Source organism: Marinobacter halodurans (assembly GCF_004327985.1).
Taxonomy (GTDB): domain Bacteria; phylum Pseudomonadota; class Gammaproteobacteria; order Pseudomonadales; family Oleiphilaceae; genus Marinobacter_A; species Marinobacter_A halodurans.
In genome coordinates this window covers 60,110-85,074 of the sequence record NZ_SJDL01000022.1, presented here as the reverse complement: position 1 = coordinate 85,074, position 24,965 = coordinate 60,110, and the positions used below count along the sequence as shown (strand labels likewise).

20 protein-coding genes and 1 pseudogene are annotated in these 24,965 nt (G+C 63.3%); 19 read left to right on the top strand and 2 right to left on the bottom strand.

Going from position 1 to position 24,965, the window contains the following annotated elements:
* The 19 genes and pseudogenes from EZI54_RS25090 to thpD form a co-directional block, all read left to right on the top strand.
* Positions 1-170, top strand: a pseudogene (locus EZI54_RS25090) (group II intron reverse transcriptase/maturase); the annotation flags it as partial.
* Between the two features lie 203 nt (positions 171-373).
* Positions 374-1,384: a TAXI family TRAP transporter solute-binding subunit gene (locus EZI54_RS14220; protein WP_131482546.1), complete on the top strand. Its 1,011-nt coding sequence runs from the start codon at positions 374-376 to the stop codon at positions 1,382-1,384.
* A gap of 72 nt (positions 1,385-1,456) precedes the next feature.
* Positions 1,457-3,628 carry a TRAP transporter permease gene (locus EZI54_RS14215; protein WP_131482545.1) on the top strand — a complete coding sequence of 724 codons (2,172 nt, stop codon included), beginning with the start codon at positions 1,457-1,459 and terminating at the stop codon, positions 3,626-3,628.
* A 7-nt stretch (positions 3,629-3,635) separates the two neighbouring features.
* Complete coding sequence (locus EZI54_RS14210; protein ID WP_131482544.1) at positions 3,636-4,382, top strand: sulfite exporter TauE/SafE family protein; 747 nt, start codon at positions 3,636-3,638, stop codon at positions 4,380-4,382.
* A gap of 27 nt (positions 4,383-4,409) precedes the next feature.
* On the top strand, positions 4,410-5,399 hold the full coding sequence (locus EZI54_RS14205; protein WP_207389220.1) for a zinc-dependent alcohol dehydrogenase family protein: 990 nt from the start codon (positions 4,410-4,412) through the stop codon (positions 5,397-5,399).
* A 246-nt stretch (positions 5,400-5,645) separates the two neighbouring features.
* Positions 5,646-6,050 carry an NADH-quinone oxidoreductase subunit A gene (locus tag EZI54_RS14200; RefSeq protein ID WP_131482542.1) on the top strand — a complete coding sequence of 135 codons (405 nt, stop codon included), beginning with the start codon at positions 5,646-5,648 and terminating at the stop codon, positions 6,048-6,050.
* Positions 6,051-6,102: 52 nt separating this feature from the next.
* Positions 6,103-6,783: a NuoB/complex I 20 kDa subunit family protein gene (locus EZI54_RS14195; protein WP_131482541.1), complete on the top strand. Its 681-nt coding sequence runs from the start codon at positions 6,103-6,105 to the stop codon at positions 6,781-6,783.
* A gap of 41 nt (positions 6,784-6,824) precedes the next feature.
* Positions 6,825-8,609 carry an NADH-quinone oxidoreductase subunit C/D gene (gene nuoC / locus EZI54_RS14190; RefSeq protein WP_131482540.1) on the top strand — a complete coding sequence of 595 codons (1,785 nt, stop codon included), beginning with the start codon at positions 6,825-6,827 and terminating at the stop codon, positions 8,607-8,609.
* A gap of 20 nt (positions 8,610-8,629) precedes the next feature.
* Complete coding sequence (nuoE, locus tag EZI54_RS14185) at positions 8,630-9,130, top strand: NADH-quinone oxidoreductase subunit NuoE (RefSeq protein WP_131482539.1); 501 nt, start codon at positions 8,630-8,632, stop codon at positions 9,128-9,130.
* The gene (gene nuoF / locus EZI54_RS14180; protein WP_131482538.1) at positions 9,127-10,497 is read left to right on the top strand and encodes an NADH-quinone oxidoreductase subunit NuoF; all 1,371 of its coding nucleotides are present in this window, start codon (positions 9,127-9,129) and stop codon (positions 10,495-10,497) included. Before nuoE ends, nuoF begins: the two co-directional genes overlap by 4 nt.
* A 4-nt stretch (positions 10,498-10,501) precedes the next feature.
* Positions 10,502-13,267, top strand: coding sequence for an NADH-quinone oxidoreductase subunit NuoG (gene nuoG, locus EZI54_RS14175; RefSeq protein ID WP_131482537.1), 2,766 nt, complete (start codon positions 10,502-10,504; stop codon positions 13,265-13,267).
* A complete protein-coding gene (gene nuoH, locus EZI54_RS14170) occupies positions 13,264-14,244 on the top strand; it encodes an NADH-quinone oxidoreductase subunit NuoH (RefSeq protein WP_131482536.1) in 981 nt (326 codons plus the stop codon). Before nuoG ends, nuoH begins: the two co-directional genes overlap by 4 nt.
* A 15-nt stretch (positions 14,245-14,259) precedes the next feature.
* On the top strand, positions 14,260-14,799 hold the full coding sequence (nuoI, locus tag EZI54_RS14165; RefSeq protein ID WP_131482535.1) for an NADH-quinone oxidoreductase subunit NuoI: 540 nt from the start codon (positions 14,260-14,262) through the stop codon (positions 14,797-14,799).
* Between the two features lie 35 nt (positions 14,800-14,834).
* On the top strand, positions 14,835-15,359 hold the full coding sequence (nuoJ, locus tag EZI54_RS14160) for an NADH-quinone oxidoreductase subunit J (protein ID WP_131482534.1): 525 nt from the start codon (positions 14,835-14,837) through the stop codon (positions 15,357-15,359).
* Positions 15,359-15,667, top strand: a complete 309-nt coding sequence (gene nuoK, locus EZI54_RS14155) for an NADH-quinone oxidoreductase subunit NuoK (RefSeq protein WP_131482533.1) — start codon at positions 15,359-15,361, stop codon at positions 15,665-15,667. The genes nuoJ and nuoK overlap by 1 nt, the downstream gene beginning before the upstream one ends.
* An 8-nt stretch (positions 15,668-15,675) precedes the next feature.
* Positions 15,676-17,532, top strand: a complete 1,857-nt coding sequence (gene nuoL, locus EZI54_RS14150; RefSeq protein ID WP_131482550.1) for an NADH-quinone oxidoreductase subunit L — start codon at positions 15,676-15,678, stop codon at positions 17,530-17,532.
* A 41-nt stretch (positions 17,533-17,573) separates the two neighbouring features.
* Entirely contained in the window at positions 17,574-19,121 is a 1,548-nt protein-coding gene (nuoM, locus tag EZI54_RS14145) for an NADH-quinone oxidoreductase subunit M (RefSeq protein ID WP_131482532.1), read from the top strand.
* Complete coding sequence (gene nuoN, locus EZI54_RS14140) at positions 19,118-20,563, top strand: NADH-quinone oxidoreductase subunit NuoN (protein WP_423227000.1); 1,446 nt, start codon at positions 19,118-19,120, stop codon at positions 20,561-20,563. Before nuoM ends, nuoN begins: the two co-directional genes overlap by 4 nt.
* A gap of 215 nt (positions 20,564-20,778) precedes the next feature.
* Complete coding sequence (thpD, locus tag EZI54_RS14135) at positions 20,779-21,729, top strand: ectoine hydroxylase (RefSeq protein ID WP_131482530.1); 951 nt, start codon at positions 20,779-20,781, stop codon at positions 21,727-21,729.
* Here thpD and EZI54_RS14130 read toward each other — a convergent pair.
* Positions 21,723-22,085, bottom strand: a complete 363-nt coding sequence (locus EZI54_RS14130) for a YchJ family protein (RefSeq protein WP_242674473.1) — start codon at positions 22,083-22,085, stop codon at positions 21,723-21,725. The genes thpD and EZI54_RS14130 overlap by 7 nt on opposite strands.
* Positions 22,086-22,284: 199 nt before the next feature.
* Positions 22,285-24,879, bottom strand: a complete 2,595-nt coding sequence (locus EZI54_RS14125) for a bifunctional aconitate hydratase 2/2-methylisocitrate dehydratase (protein WP_131482528.1) — start codon at positions 24,877-24,879, stop codon at positions 22,285-22,287.
* Positions 24,880-24,965: the final 86 nt, after the last annotated feature.

Here is a 24,965-nt window from a genome sequence, read left to right as displayed (position 1 = left end):
GGCTCGGACTACCCGAGCCGAGGGCTTGGACAAGCGCGATGAATGGTCGTGGACCTTGGTGGAATAGTGGCGCGTCGCATATGAACGCGGCCCTGCCCAAGAAGGTGTTCGACCGCCTGTCTCTGGTCAGTTTGCTGGATACGATGAACCGGCTTCAGAGCCAACCATGAACCGCCGTGGTACGGAACCGTATGCCCGGTGGTGTGAGAGGACGGGGGAGGTGACTCCCCCTCCTACTCGATTGCACAAAAAATCAGCCTCATCACCGACTTATGTCGTAGCGTCCTGGATGGCACGTCTTTCCGTTCGGGGCTATTCTCAATGCCACATGTGCGTCTTGAATAAATCCAAGAATGAAAGGGGAGAACACGACATGGGTAAGCGTCAGTTTCTGAAGTCGGTCGCGGCAGCTGTTGCGGCATTGTCGCTGGGATTCACCGCGACCGCCCAGGCGGAGGGTGGCCACTATGTGATGGGCACCGCGACAACCGGGGGCACCTACTATCCGGTGGGTGTGGCCTTGTCGACGCTGGTGAAGGTCAAGCTGGAACCCAAGACCGGGATTTCCCTGTCCGCCATCAGTTCCGCCGGCTCCGGAGAGAACCTGAAGCTGATGGACGAAAACCAGGCCCAGTTCGGTATCCTTCAGGGTCTCTACGGTGCCTGGGCCTGGAAGGGCACGGGGCCGGTCCCCAAGGCCTACAAGAACCTGCGCTCGGTCTCCATGCTGTGGCAGAACGTGGAGCATTTCGTCGTGCGCAGTGAGCTGGCCAAGACCGGTACGATCGACGATATGAAAAACCTCTACGGCGAAACCTTCTCGATCGGCGCCCGCAACTCCGGTACGGAGGGATCGGGGCGCTACATCCTGGGCGCACTGGGTATTGACGTGAAGAAGATGGATCTGGCGTATCTGGGCTATGGTCCCAGCGCCGATGCACTGCAAAACGGCAACATCGACGGGATGAACATTCCCGCCGGCGTGCCGGCATCCGCAGTGACCCGGGCCTATGCCAACATAGGCGACGACATCACGACGCTGGATGTCACCGACGAGCAGTTGGGGCGGATCAACAAGGAATTCGAGCTGTGGTCGCCGTACGTGATCAAGCCGGACACCTATCCCAACCAGACCAAGGCGATCCATACCATCGCGCAGCCCAATATCCTGGCGGTGCGGGCTGACGTATCGGATGAGGACGTCTACCAGATTACCAAGACGATCTACGCCAACCTCCCGTTCCTGAACAATATCCACCCGGCCACCAAGGCGATGGCGCTGGAGAAAGCCATTGCGGGTCTGCCGATGCCGCTGCACCCGGGTGCAGCGAAGTTCTATCGGGAGCAGGGACTGGAAATCCCGGATCGGCTGATCGCCAAGTAAGGACCGCTTCCACACGCTGGAGTTGGATTCGGGGGCGGTCTACCGCCCCCGTTGTCGCTGTCGGGAGTCAATATGAGTAACCATGAAAAGCAGCCGGAGACCGGACCCGCGCCGGGCTCTCTGGACAATATCCGTGATGAGGAGGCGGCCGAGGCCAGTGAGCGGTTAAGCAACCCGCTGGTCGGCCGCACCGTCTTTGTGCTGGCGATCCTGATCGCCGTTTCCCACCTGTATTTCAATACCTTCTCGACCCTGTCGGAACTCTGGACCTCCGCCCTCCATTTCGGCATGTTCGGTCTGCTGTGTGCCCTGACCATTCCCATGGTGAAGGCGTCCAGCCCCGGTGGGCAGCGGTTCGTGTTTGCGGTGGATGTCGTACTGGGGCTGGCGGCGCTGGGTTGTGCACTGTACCTGATTGGCTTCGAGGACGCCCTCTACGCCCGGGGCGTGAATTTCTCCACCGCCGACTGGGTGGTTTCGGTGGCCGCCGTCCTGCTGATCCTGGAGTTTGCCCGGCGGACGACCGGCTGGTTCATTCCCACCCTGTGCGTGGTGGCCTTGTCCTACGTGGCCTGGTGGGGCCAGTACGTCGACGGGATCTTCAACTTCCCGGGCCTGAGTTGGGAGACCGTGCTGTTCCGTTCCTACATGGGCGGGCAGGGCATGCTGGGCTCGATTGCCCGGATCTCCTGGACCTATGTTTTCATGTTCATCCTGTTCGGCGCCTTCCTGGTGAAGTCCGGGGCCGGCGATTTCATCGTTGAACTGGCCCGTTGTGCCGCCGGCCGGTTCGTCGGCGGGCCGGGCTTCGTCGCCGTGTTTTCTTCCGGCCTGATGGGATCGGTGTCCGGTTCAAGTGTGGCCAATACCGTGTCTACCGGTGTGATTACCATTCCGCTGATGCGCAAGGCCGGTTTCCCGGCGCAGTTTGCGGCAGGGGTCGAAGCGGCGGCGTCGACGGGCGGTCAGTTGATGCCGCCCGTAATGGGGGCGGGGGCCTTTATCATGGCGTCCTACACCCAGGTGTCCTATCTCACGATCATTGCCGTGGCCGCGTTGCCGGCGTTCATGTATTTCCTGTCCGTCGCCATGTTCGTGCGGGTGGAAGCCAAGCGCAGCCATGCCGTGAAGCTGGAGCAGGATGAAGAAGTGCCTACCCTCAAGGAGGTGATGAAGGACGGCTGGCACTACCTGCTGCCGCTGGTGGTACTGGTGGCGGCGCTGGTCTACGGCTTTACGCCCACCTATGCCGCGGGCATTGCGATCCTGTCAGTCATTGCCGCCTCGTGGTTGTCGAAGAAGCCGATGATGCCGCGGGATATCCTGGAGGCCATGGCCCAGGGCTCGCGGAATATCGTGTCCACGGCCATCCTGCTGATTACCGTCGGGCTGATCGTGAACGTGGTGTCGACCACCGGCATCGGCAATACCTTTTCGCTGATGATCACCGACTGGGCCGGCGGCAGCCTGCTGATCACGCTGGTGTTGGTGGCGCTGGCGTCGTTGATCCTGGGGATGGGGCTGCCGGTGACCGCGGCCTACATCGTGCTGGCGACCCTGTCGGCGCCGGCCATCTATGGCCTGATTGCCCAAAGCCAGTTGCTGGACCTGATGGTGAGCGGCAACCTGCCGGAACAGGCAAAGTCGGTCTTCATGCTGGCCACGCCGGACCAGTTCAACCTGCTCAACGCACCGATGGATATGGCCACGGCCAAACAGATGCTGGACGCCGTACCGGATACGTTCAGCTCGCAGTTGCTGGAGCAGGCCCTGTCGCCCCATGCCATCACCATGGCCCTGGTGTCGGCTCACATGATCATCTTCTGGCTGTCCCAGGATTCCAACGTCACGCCGCCAGTCTGCCTGACCGCCTTCGCCGCGGCTGCCATTGCGGGTACGTCCCAGATGCGAACCGGCTTCACCGCGTGGAAGATCGCCAAGGGGCTGTATATCGTGCCACTGCTGTTTGCCTACTCGCCGCTGATCAGCGGTGATATCTGGGAGATGCTGCGGGTGTTCCTGTTCGGTCTGTTTGGCATCTACGCCATTGTTGCTGGCCTGGAAGGTTTCCTGGAGCACCGGTTGAACTGGGGGCTGCGGCTGCTGATGTTCCCCATTGGCGGCCTGATGCTCTGGCCCCATGACAGCCTGATCCTCGACAGTGCCGGCCTGGTGATCTTTCTGGCCCTGCTGGTATGGAGCGGTCGCAAGGGCAGCCGCGCCCCGGCAGTGGCCGGAGCCTGATGGCACCATGAGTGCGCCTGAAATCATTGCGCTGGTCGTGCTCGGCGGAGTGGCGGGATTCATCAACGTGCTGTCGGCCGGCGGGTCCATGCTGACGCTGCCGCTGCTGATGTTCCTGGGCCTGCCGCCGCAGGTGGCCAATGGCACCAATCGCGTGGCGATCACCCTGCAGAGCGTCTCCGCGGTGCGGGGATTCCGCCGCGGCGGGCAGGGCAACTGGGCTGTCAGCCTGCGGCTGGCGGTGCCGGCGATACTCGGCTCCTTGCTGGGGGCCTGGCTGGCTACGGGGGTGGCCGATGCCGTGTTCGAGGCCGTACTGGTGGTGGCGATGATCGGGGCGTCCGTGTTCATGCTGCTGCCCCAGCCGGCATTGGACACCCGCCCGTTGACGCCCGGGCGTCTGACGCCTGTAGTGTATCTCGCCATGTTCCTGATCGGCCTGTACGGCGGCTTCATCCAGGTGGGTGTCGGGACCCTGTTCATTGTGGTCCTGTACCGCATGCTGCGGATCGACCTGCGCCAGGTCAACGTCATCAAGGTGGCCATCGTGCTGCTGTATACGCTGCCCGCCCTGCTGGTGTTTGCCTGGAGTGGCCAGGTGCGCTGGGGGACCGGCTTGCTGTTGGCCCTGGGCAACATCACCGGAGCGCAGGTTGCGGTGCGGGTCAATATGGGGCCGCGCGGCGCCCAGTGGGTCAAGTGGTTGACGCTGCTGATGGTGGCGGCGATTCTGGTCCGGCTGATTGTGTATTGATGGAGAGGAGCATCCAACGTGAAAGCGATGGTGATCGAAGAATTCGGCGGGCCGGACGTCTTCGTTGAACGCGATGTGGAAACGCCCGAACCCGGGCCCAACCAGGTTCGTATCCGGGTAGTGGCTTCCAGCCTCAATCCCATTGAAACCAAGATCCGGTCCGGCTTCGTCAAATCAGGCCCGGCCATGCCGGCGATCCTGAACGGCGATGTGGCCGGCGTGGTCGACAAGGTGGGTTCCGGCGTCTCCCGTTTTGCGCCGGGGGATGAGGTTTTCGGCTGTGCCGGCGGCGTGCGGGGCTGGCAGGGTGCCCTGGCCGATTACATGATCGCGGATGAGCGCGTCCTGGCCAAGCGGACGCCGGACATGGCACTGCCCCTCGAGGAATGCGCTGCGCTGCCGCTGGTGTTCCTGACGGCCTGGAGCGCGCTGGTCGATCGTTCGGGCCTGCAGTCCGGCGAGCATGTGCTGGTTCACGCCGGAACCGGCGGCGTTGGTCATGTGGCGATCCAGATCGCCAGGCATTTCGGGGCCCGGGTGTCGACCACGGTCTCAACCCGGGAGAAGGCCGAGTTGGCGGAAAAACTGGGGGCCGACGACATCATCTACTACCGGGACGAGCCGGTGGCCGACTATGTCCAGCGCCTGACCGACGGCCAGGGCTTCGATCTGGTGTTCGATACCGTTGGCGGCGACAATCTGGATCGGTCGATCGAGGCGACGGCCATCGCCAGGCGCCTGACGTCCATCAACACACGCTCGACCCACGACCTGTCACAGCTGCACGCCAAGGGCCTGAGCCTGCATGTGGTGTTTCGCTCCATTCCATTGCTGCATGGCATCGGGATGGACGACCAGCCGCGCATGGCGGCGGCGATGGCCGACATGATCCGGCAGGGTGCGGTACGGCCCCTGCTGGATCCCGAGCGTTTTACGTTCAGCCGGGTGGGGGAGGCCCATCGCAAGTTGGAGGCGGGAGAGACGACCGGCAAGATCCTGTTGCTGCGCGATGCCTGATGCGGAGAGGTCCGGGCAAAGGCGTACCGCCGGGATCTCCCCGGTGGGGGGACATCCTCCGGATCATGAACCTTTGCTCGTATCACTTTCCAGAATTCGCAAGGCTGAAGCGAGACTGCTAGTCTGAGACAAAGAACAGCCGCAATTTCAGTCGGCTACCTGCGTTGCGCCCTCTCTTTAAAACCTGCTGCCGCCTGTGGTACAGGTGGCATGACATGGACGGCGCCAGCCTGACCGGTGGAGATTATGGAGCAGAATACACCTGCGGTAATCGCCGAATACTGGGGCATTGGTCTCTTCATCATTGCTGTACTGGGCCTCTGCGCGTTTATGGTCGGTGCCTCGGCGCTGCTGGGCGGGCGCAGCCGGGGACGCAGTAAATCCCTTCCATTCGAATCCGGCGTGATCGGTGCCGGGTCGGCGCGCCAACGTTTTTCGGTCAAGTTCTACCTGGTCGCCATGCTTTTCGTGATCTTCGATATCGAGGCGGTCTACCTGTTTGCCTGGGCGGTGTCTATCCGGGAAGTGGGTTGGATCGGCTTCTGGGGCGCGGCCATCTTTATATTCGTGTTGCTTGCGGGGCTGCTTTACGACAGTCGCGTGGGCGCGTTGGACTGGGCGCCCGGGCGCCGGGTTCCCAAAGAACGCTGAAAGCGATCCGGATTTCTGAATTTCCGAATACCTCGGAGAGGAGAGTGCGGGCATGACCTATACGCTGACACGGGCTGATGATGATATGGCGGCCGCAACGGACCGCTATCCCCTGGGAGAGCGTCGTCAGGTGGAGGACCCGGTCAAACAGCAACTCGAACGTAATGTCTTCACCGGCAAACTGGACGAAGTGCTCAACTCGGTCGTCAACTGGGGGCGCAAGAACTCGCTCTGGCCCTATAACTTCGGCCTGTCCTGCTGCTACGTGGAGATGACCACCGCCTTCACGTCTCCCCACGACATTGCACGCTTCGGCTCCGAGGTCATCCGCGCCTCGCCGCGGCAGGCGGATTTCATGGTGATTGCCGGAACCTGCTTCATCAAGATGGCGCCGGTGATCCAGCAGCTCTATGACCAGATGCTGGAACCCAAGTGGGTCATCTCCATGGGATCCTGTGCCAATTCCGGCGGTATGTATGACATCTACTCCGTGGTGCAGGGCGTCGACAAGTTCCTGCCGGTGGATGTCTATGTCCCGGGATGCCCGCCGCGGCCCGAAGCCTTCCTGCAAGGACTGCAGTTGTTGCAGGACTCGATTCAGGAAGAGCGTCGGCCCCTGTCCTGGGTCGTCGGTGACCAGGGCGTGTATCGGGCGAAGATGCCGTCCCAGCGGGAGAAGCATCGTGATCGCCGGATCCAGGTGACCGAATTGCGCAGTCCCAGCCGTTTGTAAGCATCCGACAGCCCATTTCCTCCCACAGGAGGCCTTTGTTGATGAGCGTGGCCAGCCCGACACGGGGTGAAGCACAAAACCGTTCGACCCGGGATCCGGTCCTGGAGGCCCTCGGCAAGCACCTGGGTGCACAGGTGATGATCGAACAGACCACCCTCACCGGGATGCCGGTGGTGTGGCTGCCGAGAGAACGACTGCTCGAGGCCCTGGCGTTCCTCAAGGGCCTGCCCGAGGGGTTCACCATGCTGTTCGACCTCTCGGCCATCGATGAGCGTCTGCGCAGCCAGCGAGTCGACCTGCCGCCGGCGGATTTCACGGTGTTCTATCACCTGGTGTCGCTGGACCGGAACCGGGATTTGATGCTCAAGGTCGCCATTGATGAGGGGGACCTGTCGCTGCCCAGCTGCGTGTCCGTGTTCCGCAACGCCAACTGGTACGAGCGGGAAGTCTGGGACATGTTCGGCATCGACTTTGCCGGGCATCCGCGACTGGTCCGTATCCTGATGCCGCCTACCTGGACCGGGCACCCGCTGCGCAAGGATTATCCGGCACGGGCCACCGAATTCGATCCCTACACGCTCACTGTTGCCGGGCAGGATACCGAGCAGAAAGCCCTGCAGTTCGATCCGGAAGCCTGGGGGATGCAGCGGGAACGGGCCGGCAGCGAGTTCATGTTCCTCAACCTGGGCCCGAACCATCCCTCTGCGCATGGCGCTTTCCGCATCGTCCTGCAACTGGATGGCGAGGAAATCGTCGATTGCGTGCCGGACATCGGCTACCACCACCGTGGTGCCGAGAAAATGGCCGAGCGTCAGTCCTGGCACAGCTTCATTCCCTATACCGATCGGGTCGACTACACCGGCGGCGTGATGAATAACCTGCCTTATGTGCTGGCGGTGGAGAAGCTGGCGGGGATCGAGGTGCCGGACCGGGTCAAGGTGATCCGGGTGATGATGGCGGAAATGTTCCGCATCACCAGTCATCTGCTGTTCCTGGGAACTTACCTGCAGGACCTCGGTGCCATGACGCCGGTGTTCTTCACCTTCAGTGACCGGCAACGGGCCTACAAGGTCATCGAGGGCATTACCGGATTCCGCATGCACCCGGCCTGGTATCGCATCGGCGGCGTCGCGCAGGATCTGCCGGAAGGCTGGCAGGCGCTGGTCCAGGAATTCCTCGACTGGATGCCCAAGCGGCTGCGGGAATACCAGAGGGCGATGATGGAAAACGCCATCGTCCGGGAACGGACCCGGGATATTGCCGCCTTCAGCACCGCCGAGGCGTTGGAGTGGGGCGTGACGGGCCCCAACCTGCGAGCCACCGGCTGCAACTTCGATTTACGCAAGCAGCGGCCATACTCCGGTTACGACCAGTTCGATTTCGAGGTGCCGCTTGGCACCCGCGGGGATGTCTTCGACCGGGGCCAGTTGCGCATCGAGGAGATGCGCCAGAGTGTGCGCATTATCCAGCAGTGCGTCGACAACATGCCGCCGGGGGATTACAAGGCCGACCATCCGCTGACTACGCCGCCGCCCCGGGAGCGCATGCTGCAGCACATCGAGACGCTGATCACCCACTTCCTGCAGGTGTCCTGGGGCCCGGTGCTCAAGCCCAACGAGTCCTGCCAGATGGTGGAGGCGACCAAGGGCATCAACAGCTATTACCTGACCAGTGACGGCAACACCACCAGTTATCGGACCCGAATCCGCACACCGAGCTTTCCGCATTTGCAGCAGATTCCGGCCCTTATGCGCCGGGGCTTCGTGCCGGACCTGATTGCCCACTTGGGCAGTATCGACTTTGTCATGGCGGATGTGGACCGATGAGGGAGGCGGAGAACCGGCCCATGGAGACAGCACAGACGATAGCCAGCGACGGTTTTGTGATCGAGGCGGCGGACCGCGAGGCCATCCTGCATGAGCGGGATCACTATGAGGAGCCCCAGGCCGCCTGCATCGAGGCCCTGAAAATCGTCCAACGCCGTCACGGCTGGGTGCCCGACGGTGCTATCCCCGTCATTGCCGGATTACTGGGCGTCAGTCCGGCCAGCGTGGAGGGCGTCGCCACTTTCTACAGCCTGATCTTCCGGCAACCGGTGGGGCGCCACGTCATCCTGGTGTGCGACAGCAGTTCCTGTTTCCTGATGGATTACGAAGCGCTGCGCGACGCCCTGACCGAAAAGCTGGGGATCCAGTTCGGGCAGACCACGCCGGACGGCCGCTTCACCCTGTTGCCGGTCTGTTGTCTGGGCGCCTGTGACCGGGGACCGGCGGTCATGATCGACGACGACACCTTCGGTCCGGTCCAGCCGGATGATCTGGACACACTGTTGGAGGCTTACGCATGACAGATGCCGTGTCACGCCTGCGTTATCGCTGCCAGCTCAACCAGGGCGCCGATGAGCGGCGCGAGGAAACCCACCCGTTGACCTGGCGCCTGAATGACGATGGCCGCCCGGTATTCCACAAGGAGTATGTCGAAAAGGATGGCTATGCGGCGGTGCGTCAGGCGCTCAATGAGCTGACGGGGGCGCAGGTGATCGATGCCATGAAGACCGCCAACGTGCGTGGGCGTGGAGGTGCGGGCTTCTCCGCCGGCGTCAAGTGGGGGCTGACGCTGCAGGGCGAGGGGATGCCCCGCGGCTACATCGTCTGCAATGCCGACGAGATGGAGCCGGGAACCTTCAAGGACCGGCTGCTGATGGAGCAGATACCGCACCTGCTGATCGAAGGCATGATCCTTGCCGCCTACGCCAACAATGCCCGTTACGGTTACATCTTCCTGCGCGGGGAGTACATCGAGGCCGCCCGGAGCATCACCCGGGCCCTTGACGAAGCCCGCGAGGCCGGCTGGCTGGGTGCCGATATTGCCGGCAGCGGATTTGATTTCGACATTGCGTTGCACACCGGGGCGGGCCGCTACATCTGCGGCGAGGAAACCGCGCTGATCAATTCGCTCGAGGGCAAGCGCGCCAACCCGCGCGCCAAACCGCCGTTTCCCGGCCAGTCCGGCGCCTGGGGCAAGCCCACCGCCGTGAACAACGTGGAGACCCTGTGCAATGCACCGGCGGTCATTCGCCACGGTGCCGAGTGGTATCAGGCGCTGTCCGGTGACCTCAGTGACGATGGCGGTACCAAACTCTACGGTGTGTCCGGACGGGTGAAGCGGACCGGGCTCTGGGAGTTGCCCATTGGCACCCCCGGCACCGAATTACTGGACCGGGCCGGCGGGATCCGCGACGGCCAGCAGCTCAAGGCCTGGTTGCCCGGCGGCGGCAGTACCGGCTTCCTGTTGCCGGAGCACCTGGAGCTGGCGCTCGACTTCGATACCATTGGCCAGGCGGGCAGCCGCATGGGGACCGGGTTGCTGACGGTGGTCACGGACCAGCAGAGCATCGTGTCGCTGATGCGCAACCTGGAAGCCTTCTTTTCCCGGGAGTCCTGCGGCTGGTGCACCCCCTGCCGGGAGGGCCTGCCCTGGACCGTCAAGCTGCTGCAGGCCCTGGAACGGGGGGAAGGCGAGCGGGGTGACATTGAGATGCTCGATCAACTGGCCATAGGGCTGGGCCCGGGCCGGACCTTCTGTGCCCATGCGCCGGGGGCCGCCATGCCGTTGTCCAGCGCACTGCACTATTTCCGCCATGAATTCGAGCAGGGCGTGCGCCATGAAACCGGCCCGGCCCATGCCGATCCGATACCGGTGGGGGAGGTGTAGCGCGATGGCGACGATACATGTGGATGGCCGCTCCTACAGCGTCGATGGCGCCGACAACCTGCTGCACGCCTGCCTGTCGCTGGGCCTGGACATTCCCTATTTCTGCTGGCATCCGGCCATGGGCAGCGTTGGCGCCTGTCGCCAGTGTGCGGTCAAGCAGTACAAGGATGCCGACGACGACAAGGGAATGCTGGTGATGTCCTGCATGGCACCGGTACAGGACGATGCCCGTATCTCGATCGACGATGAGGAAGCGCGGGAGTTCCGCGCCAGTGTGGTCGAGTGGTTGATGATCAACCACCCCCACGACTGCCCGGTCTGCGAGGAGGGCGGTCATTGCCACCTGCAGGACATGACGGTGATGACCGGCCATGATCGCCGCCGCTATCGTTTCCGCAAACGCACTCACCGCAACCAGTACCTGGGCCCGTTCATCGCCCATGAGATGAACCGGTGCATCACCTGTTACCGCTGCGTACGTTTCTACAACGATTACGCCGGCGGCAGCGACCTGGGCGCGTTTGGCGCCAACTACAACGTCTACTTTGGCCGCTACCAGGAAGGGACCCTGGAGAATGAGTTCTCCGGCAACTTGACGGAGGTGTGCCCGACCGGCGTGTTCACCGATCAGACCCACAGCGACCGCTATACCCGCAAGTGGGACCTGCAGTTTGCGCCGGGTATCTGCCACCAGTGTGCCGTCGGTTGCAACATCAGTCCGGGCGAGCGCTACGGCGAGATCCGTCGTATCGAGAATCGCTACCATGGTGAGGTGAACCGGTACTTCCTGTGCGATCGGGGCCGCTTCGGCTATGGTTACGTGAATCGGAAGGATCGTCCCATTGAGCCCGAGTGGCGCGGAGAACCCGAAGCGGATGCAGTGGCGCTGGATGTGAACGCAGCCCTGGACCGCGGCAGTGACGCCCTGCGGGACGCCTATCGCATCATCGGGATTGGCTCGCCCCGGGCCAGCCTGGAAAGCAACCACCAATTGCGGGAACTGGTGGGTGAAGGGAATTTCTCCACTGGCATCGCCGCGGAGGAGCAGGCCTGCCTGGAGCTCATGGCGGAACTCAACCGCACCTGTGGCCTGCCGACGCCGAGTCTGTGGGACGTAGAGAAGCACGATGCCATCCTGGTGCTGGGAGAGGACCTGATCCAGAGTGCTGCGCGGCTGGGGCTGTCTGTCCGCCAGGCGGTGCTGGGACGTCAGGGTGCGCTGGCGGAGGATCGTGGCATTCCGGTCTGGAATGCCGAGGCGGTGAAGACCCTGGCCCAGGACCGCGGTTATCCCCTGTTCCTGGCCTATCCGGTGGCCACGGGGCTGGATGGGATTGCCGAAGACAGCCTGCGTTTGGCACCGGATGATATTGCCCGACTGGGCCATGCGGTGGCGCACCGGATCGATGCGTCGGCACCGGACGTCCCGGAACCGGACGACAGGCTCGTCCGGGCGGCAGAGCGGATTGCCAGTGCACTGATGGCGGCAGAGCGGCCGCTCGTGGTCAGCGGCGGCTCCCTCAATTCCACCGCCATCCTGAACGCCGCCGGGAACATTGCCCGGGCGTTGTCCCGCCGGGCCCGGCAGGGCGGGCTGACACTGGTGCGCCGGGAGGCCAACAGCACGGGTCTGCAGCTGCTGGGCGGCCAAACGCTGGAGTGGGCTCTCGAACAGCTGGAGGCCGGGCAGGCCGACGCGCTGGTTGTGCTTGAGAACGACCTGTATCAGCGGTTGCCGGGGCTGTGCGTCAGGCATGCACTGGCCCGGGCGAGGACGCTCATCGTGCTCGATCACCAGCGTACCCCCACGCTGGAGCAGGCCACGCTGGCGCTGCCGGCGGCCAGTTTCGCCGAAGCCGACGGCACCCTGGTCAGCCTGGAAGGCCGGGCCCAGCGCTTCTTCCAGGTCTATGATCCGGGCTACATCCGCCCCGAGACCCGTATACGTGAGAGCTGGCGCTGGCTGCATGCCCTGGCGGCCGGCCTGCGCCGTGAGAAGGTGGCCGATGTCACCCTGGACCTGGTCACACGCGACTGCGCGCGACGCTACCCGGTGCTGGCCGGTATGGTCGCCGCAGCGCCAGGGGCGGATTACCGCGTGCAGGGCGTCAAGCTCGCCCGTGAACCCCACCGCTACAGCGGACGCACCTCGATGCGGGCCAACATCAGCGTGTCTGAGCCGCGTACGTCTCAGGACCCGGATACGCCATTTGCCTTCTCCATGGAAGGCTATAACGGGTTTGACCGCCCCCGGCAGTCCGTCGCCTTTGCCTGGGCGCCGGGCTGGAATTCGCCCCAGGCCTGGAACAAGTTCACCGACGAGGTGGGCGGGCATCTGCGGGCCGGTGATCCCGGTGTCCGCCTGCTGGAACCATCGCCGGGCGACTGGGTCTATTCCAGCCATATACCGCCGGCCTACCGGCGTCCCGCCGGAGAATGGTGCATTGTGGTCCTGCCGCGACTGTTCGGCGGCGAGGAAACGTCGGCCCGGGCCGAGCCGATCCAGGCCCGGGCCGGGCAGGCTGTCGCTGTTTTGGGCCCCGAGGATGCGGCTGCGCTGAAGATCAGCGAGGGCGGCCACGTTCGAGTGATTGCCGGCGAGGGGAGCTGGATTCTCCCGGTGCGGGTCGAGGCCGGCTGCCCTGCAGGATTGTTGTGCATCCCGGAGGGTGTCGATCCGGCTTTGCTGGGGGGAATGTCCGTTAGCCTGGCGGTCAGTGGCGACCAGCCACTGGACGGTCCGGGAGTGGCCGGGGAGGTGCACCCATGAGCTGGCTGACACCCCAGGTGATCGACATCCTGTATGCGATGTTCCAGGCCATTGTCATCCTGCTGGGTGCGGTTCTGCTCGGCGCCGTGATGACTGTGGTGGAGCGCCGGTTGCTCGGCCTCTGGCAGGACCGTTACGGCCCCAACCGGGTCGGGCCCTTTGGCTCGCTGCAACTGATCGCGGACATGATCAAGATCTTCTTCAAGGAGGACTGGATCCCGCCGTTCGCCGACCGGAAGCTCTTCATGCTGGCGCCGATGATTGCCATGGCGTCGCTGCTGCTGTCCTTCATGATCATCCCGATCACACCGGGCTGGGGGATCGCCGACCTGAACATTGGTCTGCTGTTCTTCTTCGCCATGGCCGGCATCAACGTCTATGCGGTGTTGTTCGGCGGCTGGGCGAGCGGCAACAAATACGCCCTGCTGGGGGCCATGCGGGCGTCGGCCCAGACCCTGTCCTACGAGGTTTTCATGGGCTTGGCGCTGATGGGCGTGGTGGGGCTGGCCGGTTCCTTCAACATGCGTGAGATCGTGCAGGCCCAGGAAGGGCTGTGGTTCATCGTGCCGCAGTTTTTCGGCTTCTGCACGTTCCTGATCGCCGGCATCGCGGTGACGCACCGCCACCCCTTCGACCAGCCGGAGGCTGAGCAGGAACTGGCGGACGGCTATCACATCGAGTTCTCCAGCATGAAATTCGGCATGTTCTTCATCGGCGAATATGTCGGCATGGTGCTGGTCTCGGCGCTGATCGTGACCCTGTTCTTCGGCGGCTGGCAGGGCCCCTGGTTGCCGCCGTTCGTCTGGTTTGCGCTCAAGACCGGCTTTTTCCTGATGCTGTTCGTGCTGTTGCGGGCGTCCCTGCCGAGGCCCCGGTATGACCGCGTCATGAGCTTTGGCTGGAGGGTCTGCCTGCCCCTGACACTGATCAATCTCTTGGTCACCGGCGTGGTGATCCTGCTGGATACGCCGGGCTGAGGAAGGAGGTTCGACATGCTGAAATGGCTGATCACAGGCACTTGGTCCCAGTTGCGGACCATCGGCATTGTCTTCATGCACTCGTTTCGCAAACGCGAAACACTCAACTACCCGGACGAGCCGGTCCCCCTGCCGCCACGCTACCGGGGCCGGATCGTCCTGACCCGGGACCCGGACGGCGAGGAGCGCTGCGTGGCCTGCAACCTGTGCGCCGTCGCCTGTCCGGTGGACTGCATTGCGTTGCAGAAGGGCGAGAAGGACGACGGGCGCTGGTATCCCGAATTCTTTCGCATCAACTTCTCCCGCTGCATCTTCTGTGGCATGTGTGAGGAAGCCTGCCCGACATCGGCCATCCAGTTGACCCCGGATTTCGAGATGTCGGAGTACGACCGGCAGGAATTGGTCTATGAGAAGGAGGACCTGCTGATCAGCGGTCCCGGCAAGGACCACGACTACCATTTCTACAAGGTGGCGGGGTTGTCCATTGCCGGCAAGGACAAGGGTGCGGCCCAGAACGAAGACGAACCGATCGACGTGAAGACGCTGCTGCCCTGATAACCCGGGGGTAGTGTCCGCCAGAGGACGGAGCTATGGAGTTGGCCTTTTATCTCAGTGGACTGGTGGCCATCGTCGCCACGCTGGGGGTGATCGTTGGCACGAATGCGGTGCATTCGCTGCTCAACCTGATCGTCTCGCTGATTGCGGTGGCGATCGTCTTCTTCGCCCTGGGTGCACCGTTTGCCGGTGCGCTGGAGGTGATCGTCTATGCCGGCGCCATCATGGTGCTGTTCGTCTTCGTGGTGATGATTCTCAACCTGGGGCAGGGCGCTGACGAACAGGAGCGGCTGTGGCTGCGGGCCCGGACTTGGCTGCTGCCGGCGGCCCTGTCCCTGATCCTGTTGGGGACCCTGCTGGTTACCCTGGCGGCGGGCGATGGCGGACAGATGATCGGCGGAAGGACGCTGACCGCCAAGGCGGTGGGGACCACCCTGTTCGGGCCATGGCTGCTGGTCGTGGAGCTGGCGGCCATGCTCCTGCTGGCCGGGCTGGTGACGGCATCCCACGTGGGCCGGCTGCCGCGTGACCGCCGGGACGACAGAAAGGGAGGGGATTGATGAGTGGGATTCCCATGGAACACGGCCTGGCCCTGGCCGCCATCCTGTTTGCCCTGGGCCTGGCCGGACTGATGTTCCGGCGCAACATGGTGTTCGTCCTGATGAGCCTGGAAGTGATGCTCAATGCCACCGGCCTGGCGTTCATCGTCGCCGGGACGGCCTGGGGCCAGCCGGAAGGGCAGGCCATGTTCCTGCTGGTCATTACCCTGGCGGCGGCTGAAGCCAGCGTGGCGCTGGCCCTGCTGATCCAGCTTTACCATCGCTTCAAGACCCTCGATACCGACAAAGCCAGCGGGATGCGTGGATGACTATGGCCCTGACCCTACTGCCCCTGACCTTCCTGTTACCCCTGGCCGGCTGCCTCATCCTGTCGCTGGGCTATCGCCATCTTGGCGAACGGGCCAGTGCCGCGGTGGGCTATACCAGCGTCGGGCTGGCGGCGTTGGTGACGGTGTTTATCGTCATCGACTTCCTGTCCGGTGACCGCACGCCCCAGAGCCTGACGCTCTGGACCTGGGTCTCCGTGGACAACTTCCGTCCCACCATCGGGCTGATGCTGGACGGCCTGTCGGTGACGATGCTGGGGGTGATCACCGGCGTGGGCTTCCTGATTCACCTGTTTGCCGCCTGGTACATGCGCGGCGAGGAGGGAATCACCCGTTTCTATGCCTACATGAACCTCTTTGTCTTCAGCATGGTGCTGCTGGTGCTGGGGGACAACCTGCTCCTGCTGTTCCTGGGCTGGGAAGGCGTGGGCCTGTGCAGCTACCTGCTCATCGGCTACTACTACGAACACACCGCTAACGGGATGGCGGCGTTCAAGGCCTTCGTGGTGACGCGGATCGGCGATATCTTTCTCGCCATCGGCCTGTTCCTGCTCTTTACCGAACTCGGCACCTTGGACATCGCCACGATCCTCGACAAGGCTCCCGCACTCTGGCATAGAGGCAACCCCATCGCCGAAGCCGCCGCGCTGCTCCTGCTGGGCGGCGCGCTGGGGAAATCCGCGCAGTTGCCGCTGCACACCTGGCTGGCCGACGCCATGGCCGGCCCCACGCCGGTGTCCGCACTGATCCATGCGGCCACCATGGTCACGGCCGGGGTGTACCTGATTGCCCGCATGCACGGACTCTATGACCTGGCGCCGACGGCCCAATACATCGTCGGCGTGATCGGGGCGCTGACATTGCTGATGGCCGGTTTTGCGGCGCTGGCCCAGACGGACATCAAGCGTATCCTGGCCTACTCCACCATGAGCCAGATCGGCTATATGTTCCTGGCCCTTGGCGTGGGTGCCTACAGTGCGGCCATCTTTCACCTGATGATTCATGCCTTCTTCAAGGCGCTGCTGTTCCTCTCCGCCGGCGCCGTGATCATCAGCTGCCATCACGAACAGGAGATGGCCCGTCTGGGCGGCCTCTGGCGTAAATTACCGTTGGCCTATGCCGGCTTCCTGATCGGTGGTGCGGCGTTGGCGGCGTTACCGCTGGTCACCGCCGGCTTCTACAGCAAGGACGAGATTCTCTGGGAAGCCTTTGCCGCGAAGCAGAACGGACTACTGGCGGCCGGTCTGGTCGGGGCGTTGCTGACATCCCTCTATACCTTGCGTCTGATCATCGGCACCTTCCACGGCGAGCAGGGCAGTGACAAGGCCCGGCATGCGGACCCGGGAAAGGGCCTTCAGCACGGTCTGCCGCTGGTGGTGCTGATGGTGCTCTCCACGTTTATCGGCGCGGCCCTGACTCCGCCCCTGGCTGATGTCCTGCCGGCGGGCCCCGGTGAGGGTGTGGAAGCCGGGCATACGGCGCTGGAAATGATGGCTTCGGCAACGGCGATCGGGGGGGGGTTGATCGCCGGCTGGCTGTTCCTGTTCCGGAGGGCGTGGCTGAAGCGTGTGGTGGCCCGGGGGCCCGGCGCCTGGCTGTGGCAATTCTGGCACAGGGCCTGGGGGTTTGACGCGCTGTTCGACTGGCTGCTGGTCCGGCCCTACCACGTGCTGGTGCGCTGGCTGCAGGGGGACCTGATTGATGCCCTTTTCCTGATCCCCGCGACGGTGGTGAGGCTCTTCAATGCGGGGCTGGTCCGTACCCAGACCGGGCGTTTGCGCACCTATGCGACATCCATGGTGCTGGGAGCGGCGCTCTTGCTGCTGGCGCTGGCAATGGGCTACTGAATGGCTGAAGGGATGATATCGATGCGGGAGCACATGGCACTATGATTCTTGTCTGGCTGATCCTGATCCCGTTTATCGGGGGGCTGTTCTGCTGGCGCGCCGAACGCTGGGGCGACAAGGTCCCGCGCTGGATTGCGCTGGCCACCATGCTGCTGGTCCTGGTCACGACCCTGGTGCTCTGGTGGCAGGGCGACTATCACCTGCCCAAGACCGGGACGCCGGAGGCCGTGCGCTGGGCCATCGAATGGCATGTGCCCTGGATACCGCGTTTTGGCATCGATATACACCTGGCGATGGACGGCCTGTCGCTGATCCTGATTGCCCTGACCGGTTTTCTGGGCGTCCTGGCCGTGGTCTGCTCCTGGAAGGAAATCGCCCAGCGGGTGGGTTTTTTCCACCTGAACCTGCTGTTCATCCTTGGCGGGGTGGTCGGGGTCTTCCTGTCCATCGACCTGTTCCTGTTCTTCTGCTTCTGGGAAATGATGCTGGTTCCCATGTACTTCCTGATCGCGCTGTGGGGACACAGTGGCTCGGCCGGTAAAACCCGGATCCGGACGGCGATCAAGTTCTTCATCTACACCCAGGCCAGCGGTCTGCTGATGCTGGTGGCGATCCTGGCCCTGGTCTTTGCCCATCACGCCAATACGGGTGTGTATACCTTCAGCTACCTGGAATTGCTGGGTACATCGATGTCCGAGCCCTTTGCCTACTGGCTGATGCTGGGCTTCTTCATCGCCTTTGCGGTGAAGCTGCCGGTGGTGCCCCTGCATGGCTGGCTGCCGGATGCCCACGCCCAGGCGCCGACCGCCGGCAGCGTGGACCTGGCCGGGATTCTCCTGAAGACCGCCGCCTACGGGATGCTGCGTTTCTGCCTGCCGCTGTTTCCGGAGGCTTCCCAGGCCTTTGCGCCGGTGGCGATGGCGCTGGGTGTGGTCGGTATCTTCTACGGGGCCCTTCTGGCGGCTGGCCAGCAGGACGTCAAGCGACTGATTGCCTATACCAGCATCTCGCACATGGGCTTCGTGCTGATCGGGATTTTCGCCGGTACGTCCATCGCCTTGCAGGGGGTGATTGTCCTGATGGTGGCCCACGCCTTTTCGGCAGCCGGGCTCTTCATTCTCAGCGGCCAGCTCTACGAGCGGCTGCATACCCGCGACATGCGCCTGATGGGCGGGCTTTGGGGGCGTATCGACAAGCTGCCGGCATTCACGCTCTGCTTCGTGGCCGCGTCGCTGGGCATGCCCGGAACCGCCAACTTCATCGGCGAATTCCTGGTGCTCTTCGGAACCTTCCCGGTGGCTCCTGTGGTCACCGTCCTGGCCAGTGTCAGCATGGTGCTGGCGGTGCTGTATTCCCTATTGATCATGCAGCGGGTGCATTTCGGACCGGCGCAGGGGGAGGTGCACTTTTCCGGTCTCGACTGGCGTGAGTACACAATGATGCTGGGCCTGGTGGCGCTGGTGATCTTCTTCGGGTTTTACCCGCAAATTCTGGTGGACACCACGCTCTCGGTGACGGATGAGGTGCACCAACTGTTCACGTCCGGCTCCGTGGGAGCCGCTATCCAATCCCTGGCGGGAGTGCGCTGATGCTGACACGGACCGACATGATGGCCCTGACCCCCGTCATTCTGGTTTGTGCCACGGCCATTACCGTCATGCTGGGCATCGCCTGGCGGCGCCAGCATGCGGTGACCGTCCTGGTCTCGGCCCTGGGGTTGAACACCGCGTTGCTGTCACTGTTCCTGTTCGGTGAGCTGGGTACGGTACGGACCCCTATGCTGGTGTTCGACAGCGTGACGATACTGGGCATGGGCATGATATTGGTCTCGTCGCTGGCCTGCGCCACGTTCAGCCACGCCTATCTGGATGGTTTCCCCGGCGCCCGGGAGGAGTTCTACCTGCTGCTGCTCTGCGCCGCGGCGGGCGGTATGGTGCTGACGGCCGCCGACCACCTGGCGACCCTGTTCTTTGGCCTCGAGCTGCTGTCGATGCCGCTTTACGGGATGCTGGCCTATACCTTCCGCGATCGCAATTCGCTGGAGGCCGGCATCAAGTACCTGGTGCTTTCGGCCACGGCGACGGCCTTCCTGTTGTTCGGGATGGCTCTGCTGTATGCCCAGACGGGGCACCTGGATATCCCGGGACTGGTCGCCGGCATGAGCTCGGGCGTCGGGCCCTGGGCGCTGGCAGGGGTCGGGCTGGTGCTGGTAGGCCTGTGTTTCAAACTGTCGATCATTCCGTTCCACCTGTGGACACCGGACGTCTACCAGGGTGGCCCGGGGCCCGCGGTGACCTTCCTGGCGACGGCCAGCAAGGTGGCGGCGTTTATCGTGCTGCTGCGAATCGTGGAAGCCATCCCGGCATTTCACGGTGCCCAGGCCCAGACCCTGCTGGCTGCGCTGGCGCTGCTGACGATGCTGGCCGGCAATCTGCTGGCGCTCCTGCAGGCCAATCTCAAGCGTCTGTTGGGGTACTCGTCCATTGCCCATTTCGGCTACCTGATGGTCGCGATCGTGGTGGCCGACAAGTTGGCCGTGGAAACCAGCGGGATCTACCTGATCACCTACCTGATCACGACGCTGGGCGCATTCGGCGTCGTTACACTGCTGTCGAGCCCCTACGGCGGGGAAGATGCATCGGCACTGCATTATTACCGCGGGCTGTTCTGGCGTCGGCCCTATCTGGCGGCGGTGCTGACGGTGGCGATGCTCTCGTTGGCGGGCATTCCGTTCACGGCCGGATTTATCGGCAAGTTCTACATCATCGCCCTGGGCGTGGAAGCCCAGCGCTGGTGGCTTGTGGCCGGTATCGTCGTGGGCAGCGCCATCGGCCTATACTACTACCTGCGGGTCACCATCACCCTCTACCTCATGGAGCCCGGCATGCAACGGCGGGACGCGCCCAACGACTGGGGACTGCGCGCCGGCGGCCTGGTGGTGCTGCTACTCGCCGTTCTGATGATCCTGATGGGGGTCTACCCATCACCGGTGGTGCACTGGATGTCGCTGCTGTCACTGGCCGGTAGCTGAACGGTCTGTCCACGCAGGCGAGGGTTGACGTCTGCGTGGGGCATCCTCAGGTCTTGGAGTATCGGGTCAACAGGCCCGCCATTCACTCAGGGCCGAACGTACACCGGAGGGTCGGGTACACACCGGGTTCAGCCGTATTGGATTTCAATCTCCTGACGCCGCTCCGGATCGGCCGACATTTGACTGCCATGCAGGAAAGTCGAGGTTAATCCGTTATGACTGATGCTCACGATCCATTTCCGTCTCGTCTGAAGGAAAAGCAGACACCCTTTGCCCGTATTGATCCCATTGTCCACGCCCGTAACCAGTGGCGCTGGGACGGTCCTCTCGACGAGGTGGCGCTGTCGCACTATGAGCGGGATGGATTCCTGTGGTTCAGCGGGTTCTTTTCCCAGGAGCGAATGGCGCCGTTCTTCGACGAACTGAATCGGATGGCCGAGGACCGGGAGCTTATGGAGTCAGAACAGGTTATTACCGATCCGAATTCCGGCGACATCCGGTCCGTATTCGGAATGCACAGATTGTCCGAGCATTTCGACCGCCTGACCCGGGACCCACGCATCCTCGGTATGGTGCGCCAGCTCCTGGGCAGCGAGGTTTACATCCACCAGTCCCGCATCAATGACAAGTTCGGGTTCCAGGGCAGTGGTTTCGACTGGCATTCGGATTTCGAGACTTGGCATTCAGAGGATGGCATGCCCCGCATGCGGGCGGTCAGTGCGTCGCTCATGCTGACGGACAACAACGAGTTCAATGGACCGCTGATGCTGATCCCCGGTTCCCATCACTGGTTTGTGCCCTGCGTCGGCGAAACGCCGGACATGAACTGGACGGACTCCCTCAAGGCACAGCGGCTGGGGGTGCCGGACCGGGAGGCGCTGGCGACCCTGGCGGATAAGGGCGGAATCCAGGCGCCGAAGGGGCCGGCCGGCTCGCTGCTGCTGTTCGAGTGCAATACGCTGCATGCGTCCAACGAAAACATGTCTCCCTGGCCGCGTTCGAACCTGTTCTTCGTCTACAACAGTGTCGATAACCGGTTGGTCGAACCGTATGCCGCACCCCGGCCACGGCCGGAATTCCTGGGGGCCCGGGAATATTGTGAGGCCTTGACGATGTACGACGAGTTCCCGGAACTGTCCAACCAGGGAGTGAGCCCGCTTCACTGACCGGCGCTGTTCAGGCAGCAGGCCTTGTACTTGCGGCCGCTCCCACAGGGGCAGCGGTCGTTACGTCCGGGTTTGAGGACGCCCTGTTGAGGCGTGCCGCGATGGTAGAGCCAGCGGCCATCGCGCTTCAGGAACGTGGACGCTTCCTCCAGGTAGCCCCATTGGCCCTGTTCCCGAAAGATGGCCCGGAAATGGACGGTGCCGGTGTCACCGGACTGGTCGCTGCTGATGACCTGCAGCGTCGTCCAGTCCGGCGCGTCCGACAGATCGAGCTCGCCGGGGCGTGTTTCCGGATGCCATGACTTGAGGAGGTAGGTGGCGTCTTTCAGTACGAAAGCACTGAACCGGGATCGCATGAGTGCTTCCGGTGAGGGAGCGGTTGCACCGGCGTGGAGTGGTCCGCAGCATTTCGCGTAGCCAGTGCCGCTTCCACAAGGGCAGGGCTGGTCCTGATCCATATCGAATTCTCCCGATGAAACTGGCAACGAAAAAAAACGCCAGCTCAGGGAGCTGGCGTTCTCTCAGGCATGGCCCAATGGAGGCCTACCTGAAGGCTCAGGCCACGGAGGCTTCTGAGGCCTTCTTCGTGTAGTTCTCCATCTGGTCGAAGTTGAGATACCTGTAGATCTCTTTCGACATGCTGTTCAGGTCCTTGGCGTACTCCATGTACTCTGCCGGCGTCGGCAGTTTGCCCAGAACCGCACCGACCGCCGCCAGTTCGGCGGAAGTCAGGTACACATTGGCACCATCGCCGAGACGGTTCGGGAAGTTACGGGTGGAGGTGGACAGGACCGTGGACTTCGGCGCCACCCGTGCCTGGTTACCCATGCACAGGGAGCAACCCGGCATCTCGGTACGTACACCGGCGGTGCCGTAGGTGTTGAAGTAGCCTTCTTCCATCAGCTGCGCCTGGTCCATCTTGGTGGGCGGAGACATCCACAGACGGGTGCTCAGGGCGCCCTTGTGTTGCTCCAGCAGCTTACCGGCAGCCCGGAAGTGACCGATGTTGGTCATGCAGGAACCGATGAACACTTCGTCCACCTTGTCGCCGGCGACTTCGGACAGGAACCTGGCGTCGTCCGGGTCGTTCGGGCAGCACACGATCGGCTCCTTGATGTCAGCCAGGTCGATCTCGATGACGTGCGAGTATTCCGCGTCCTTGTCGGCGCGCATCAGGCTCGGGTTGGCCAGCCACTCTTCCATCTTCTGGGCACGACGCTCCAGGGTACGCGGATCGCCGTAACCTTCGGCAATCATCCAGCGCAGCATGACGATGTTGGAGCGCAGGTACTCGGCCACGGAGTCTTCGGACAGGTTAATGGTACAACCGGCCGCGGAACGCTCGGCAGAGGCGTCAGACAGCTCGAACGCCTGCTCGACGGTCAGGTGCTCCAGACCTTCGATTTCCAGGATGCGACCGGAGAATTCGTTGATCTTGCCTTTCTTCTCGACGGTCAGCATGCCCTGCTTGATGCCGTAGAGCGGAATCGCGTGGACCAGGTCACGCAGGGTGATGCCCGGCTGCATGTCGCCCTTGAAGCGCACCAGGACGGATTCCGGCATGTCCAGCGGCATCACGCCGGTCGCCGCGGCAAACGCCACCAGGCCGGAACCGGCCGGGAAGGAAATGCCCATCGGGAAACGGGTGTGGGAGTCACCGCCGGTACCCACGGTGTCCGGCAGCAGCATGCGGTTCAGCCAGGAGTGGATGATGCCGTCACCCGGACGCAGGGCGACACCGCCACGGGTCTGGATGAAGTCCGGCATGGTGTGCTGCATCTCCACGTCGACCGGCTTCGGATAGGCCGCAGTGTGGCAGAAGGACTGCATGACCAGGTCGGACTGGAAGCCCAGGCAGGCCAGGTCCTTCAGCTCGTCACGGGTCATCGGGCCGGTGGTGTCCTGGGAACCGACGGTGGTCATCTCCGGCTCGCAGTAGGTGCCCGGACGGACGCCTTTGCCTTCTTCCAGGCCACAGGCCTTGCCGACCATCTTCTGGGCCAGGGTGAAGCCTTTGGTGCCGGCTTCCGGGTCCTTCGGCAGGCGGAAGATGTCCGTGGCGCCCAGGTTCAGGGCTTCACGGGCCTTGTTGGTCAGGCCACGACCGATGATCAGCGGGATCCGGCCACCGGCCTGAACTTCGTCCAGGATCACCTCGGACTTGAAGCCGAACTCGGAGAGGGTCTCACCGGCTTCGTTCAGGATCCTGCCTTCGTACGGGCGGATGTCGATGACGTCGCCCATGTTCATGTTGTCCACCGGTGCCTCGAAAACCAGGGCGCCGGCGTCTTCCATGGTGTTGAAGAAGATCGGAGCGACCTTGTTACCGATACAGACACCGCCGGCACGCTTGTTCGGCACGCCCGGGATGTCTTCGCCGAAGTACCACAGTACGGAGTTGGTGCCGGACTTACGGGAAGAACCGGTGCCGACAACGTCACCCACGAAGGCGACCGGCAGACCCTTGGACTGGATCTCCTCGATCTGCTTGATCGGGCCGGTGACGCCGGGCTCTTCCGGGGTCAGGCCGTCGCGCTCCATCTTGTACATGGCACGGGCGTGCAGCGGGATGTCCGGGCGGGACCAGGCATCCGGAGCCGGGGACAGGTCGTCGGTGTTGGTTTCACCGGTCACCTTGAACACCACCATCCTGATGCTCTCGGGCACTTTCTTCTTGCCGGTGAACCACTCGGCATTGGCCCAGGATTCCATGACGGACTTGGCGACGGCATTGCCGGCGTCCATCTTGTCCTTGACGTCATTGAAGGCGTCGAACATCAGCAGGGTTTTCTTGAGCTGCTCGCCGGCCAGCTCGGCCAGGTCCGCGTTGTCCAGCAGTTCGACCAGCGTGGCGATGTTGTAGCCACCCTGCATCATACCCAGCAGCTGGACGGCCTTTTTCTTGTCGATCAGGGGGGAGCTCGCTTCGTCCTTGACGATCGCGGTCAGGAAAGCGGCCTTGACGTAGGCGGCCTCGTCGACACCCGGAGGAATGCGGTTTTCCAGCAGGTAGACCAGTTCCTCTTCTTCACCGGCCGGCGGGTTCTTCAGCAGCTCAACCAGTGCAGCCGTTTGCTCGGCATTCAGGGGCTTGGGGGGAATACCCAGTGCCGCGCGCTCTTCAACGTGTTTACGATACTCTTCTAACACGGTAAGACCCTCATCAGTTTGGAGACCCTGCGTGTACAAAGGAGGCACTGAATAAATAGATTACGGTTCCTTCCGGACGGCGCACG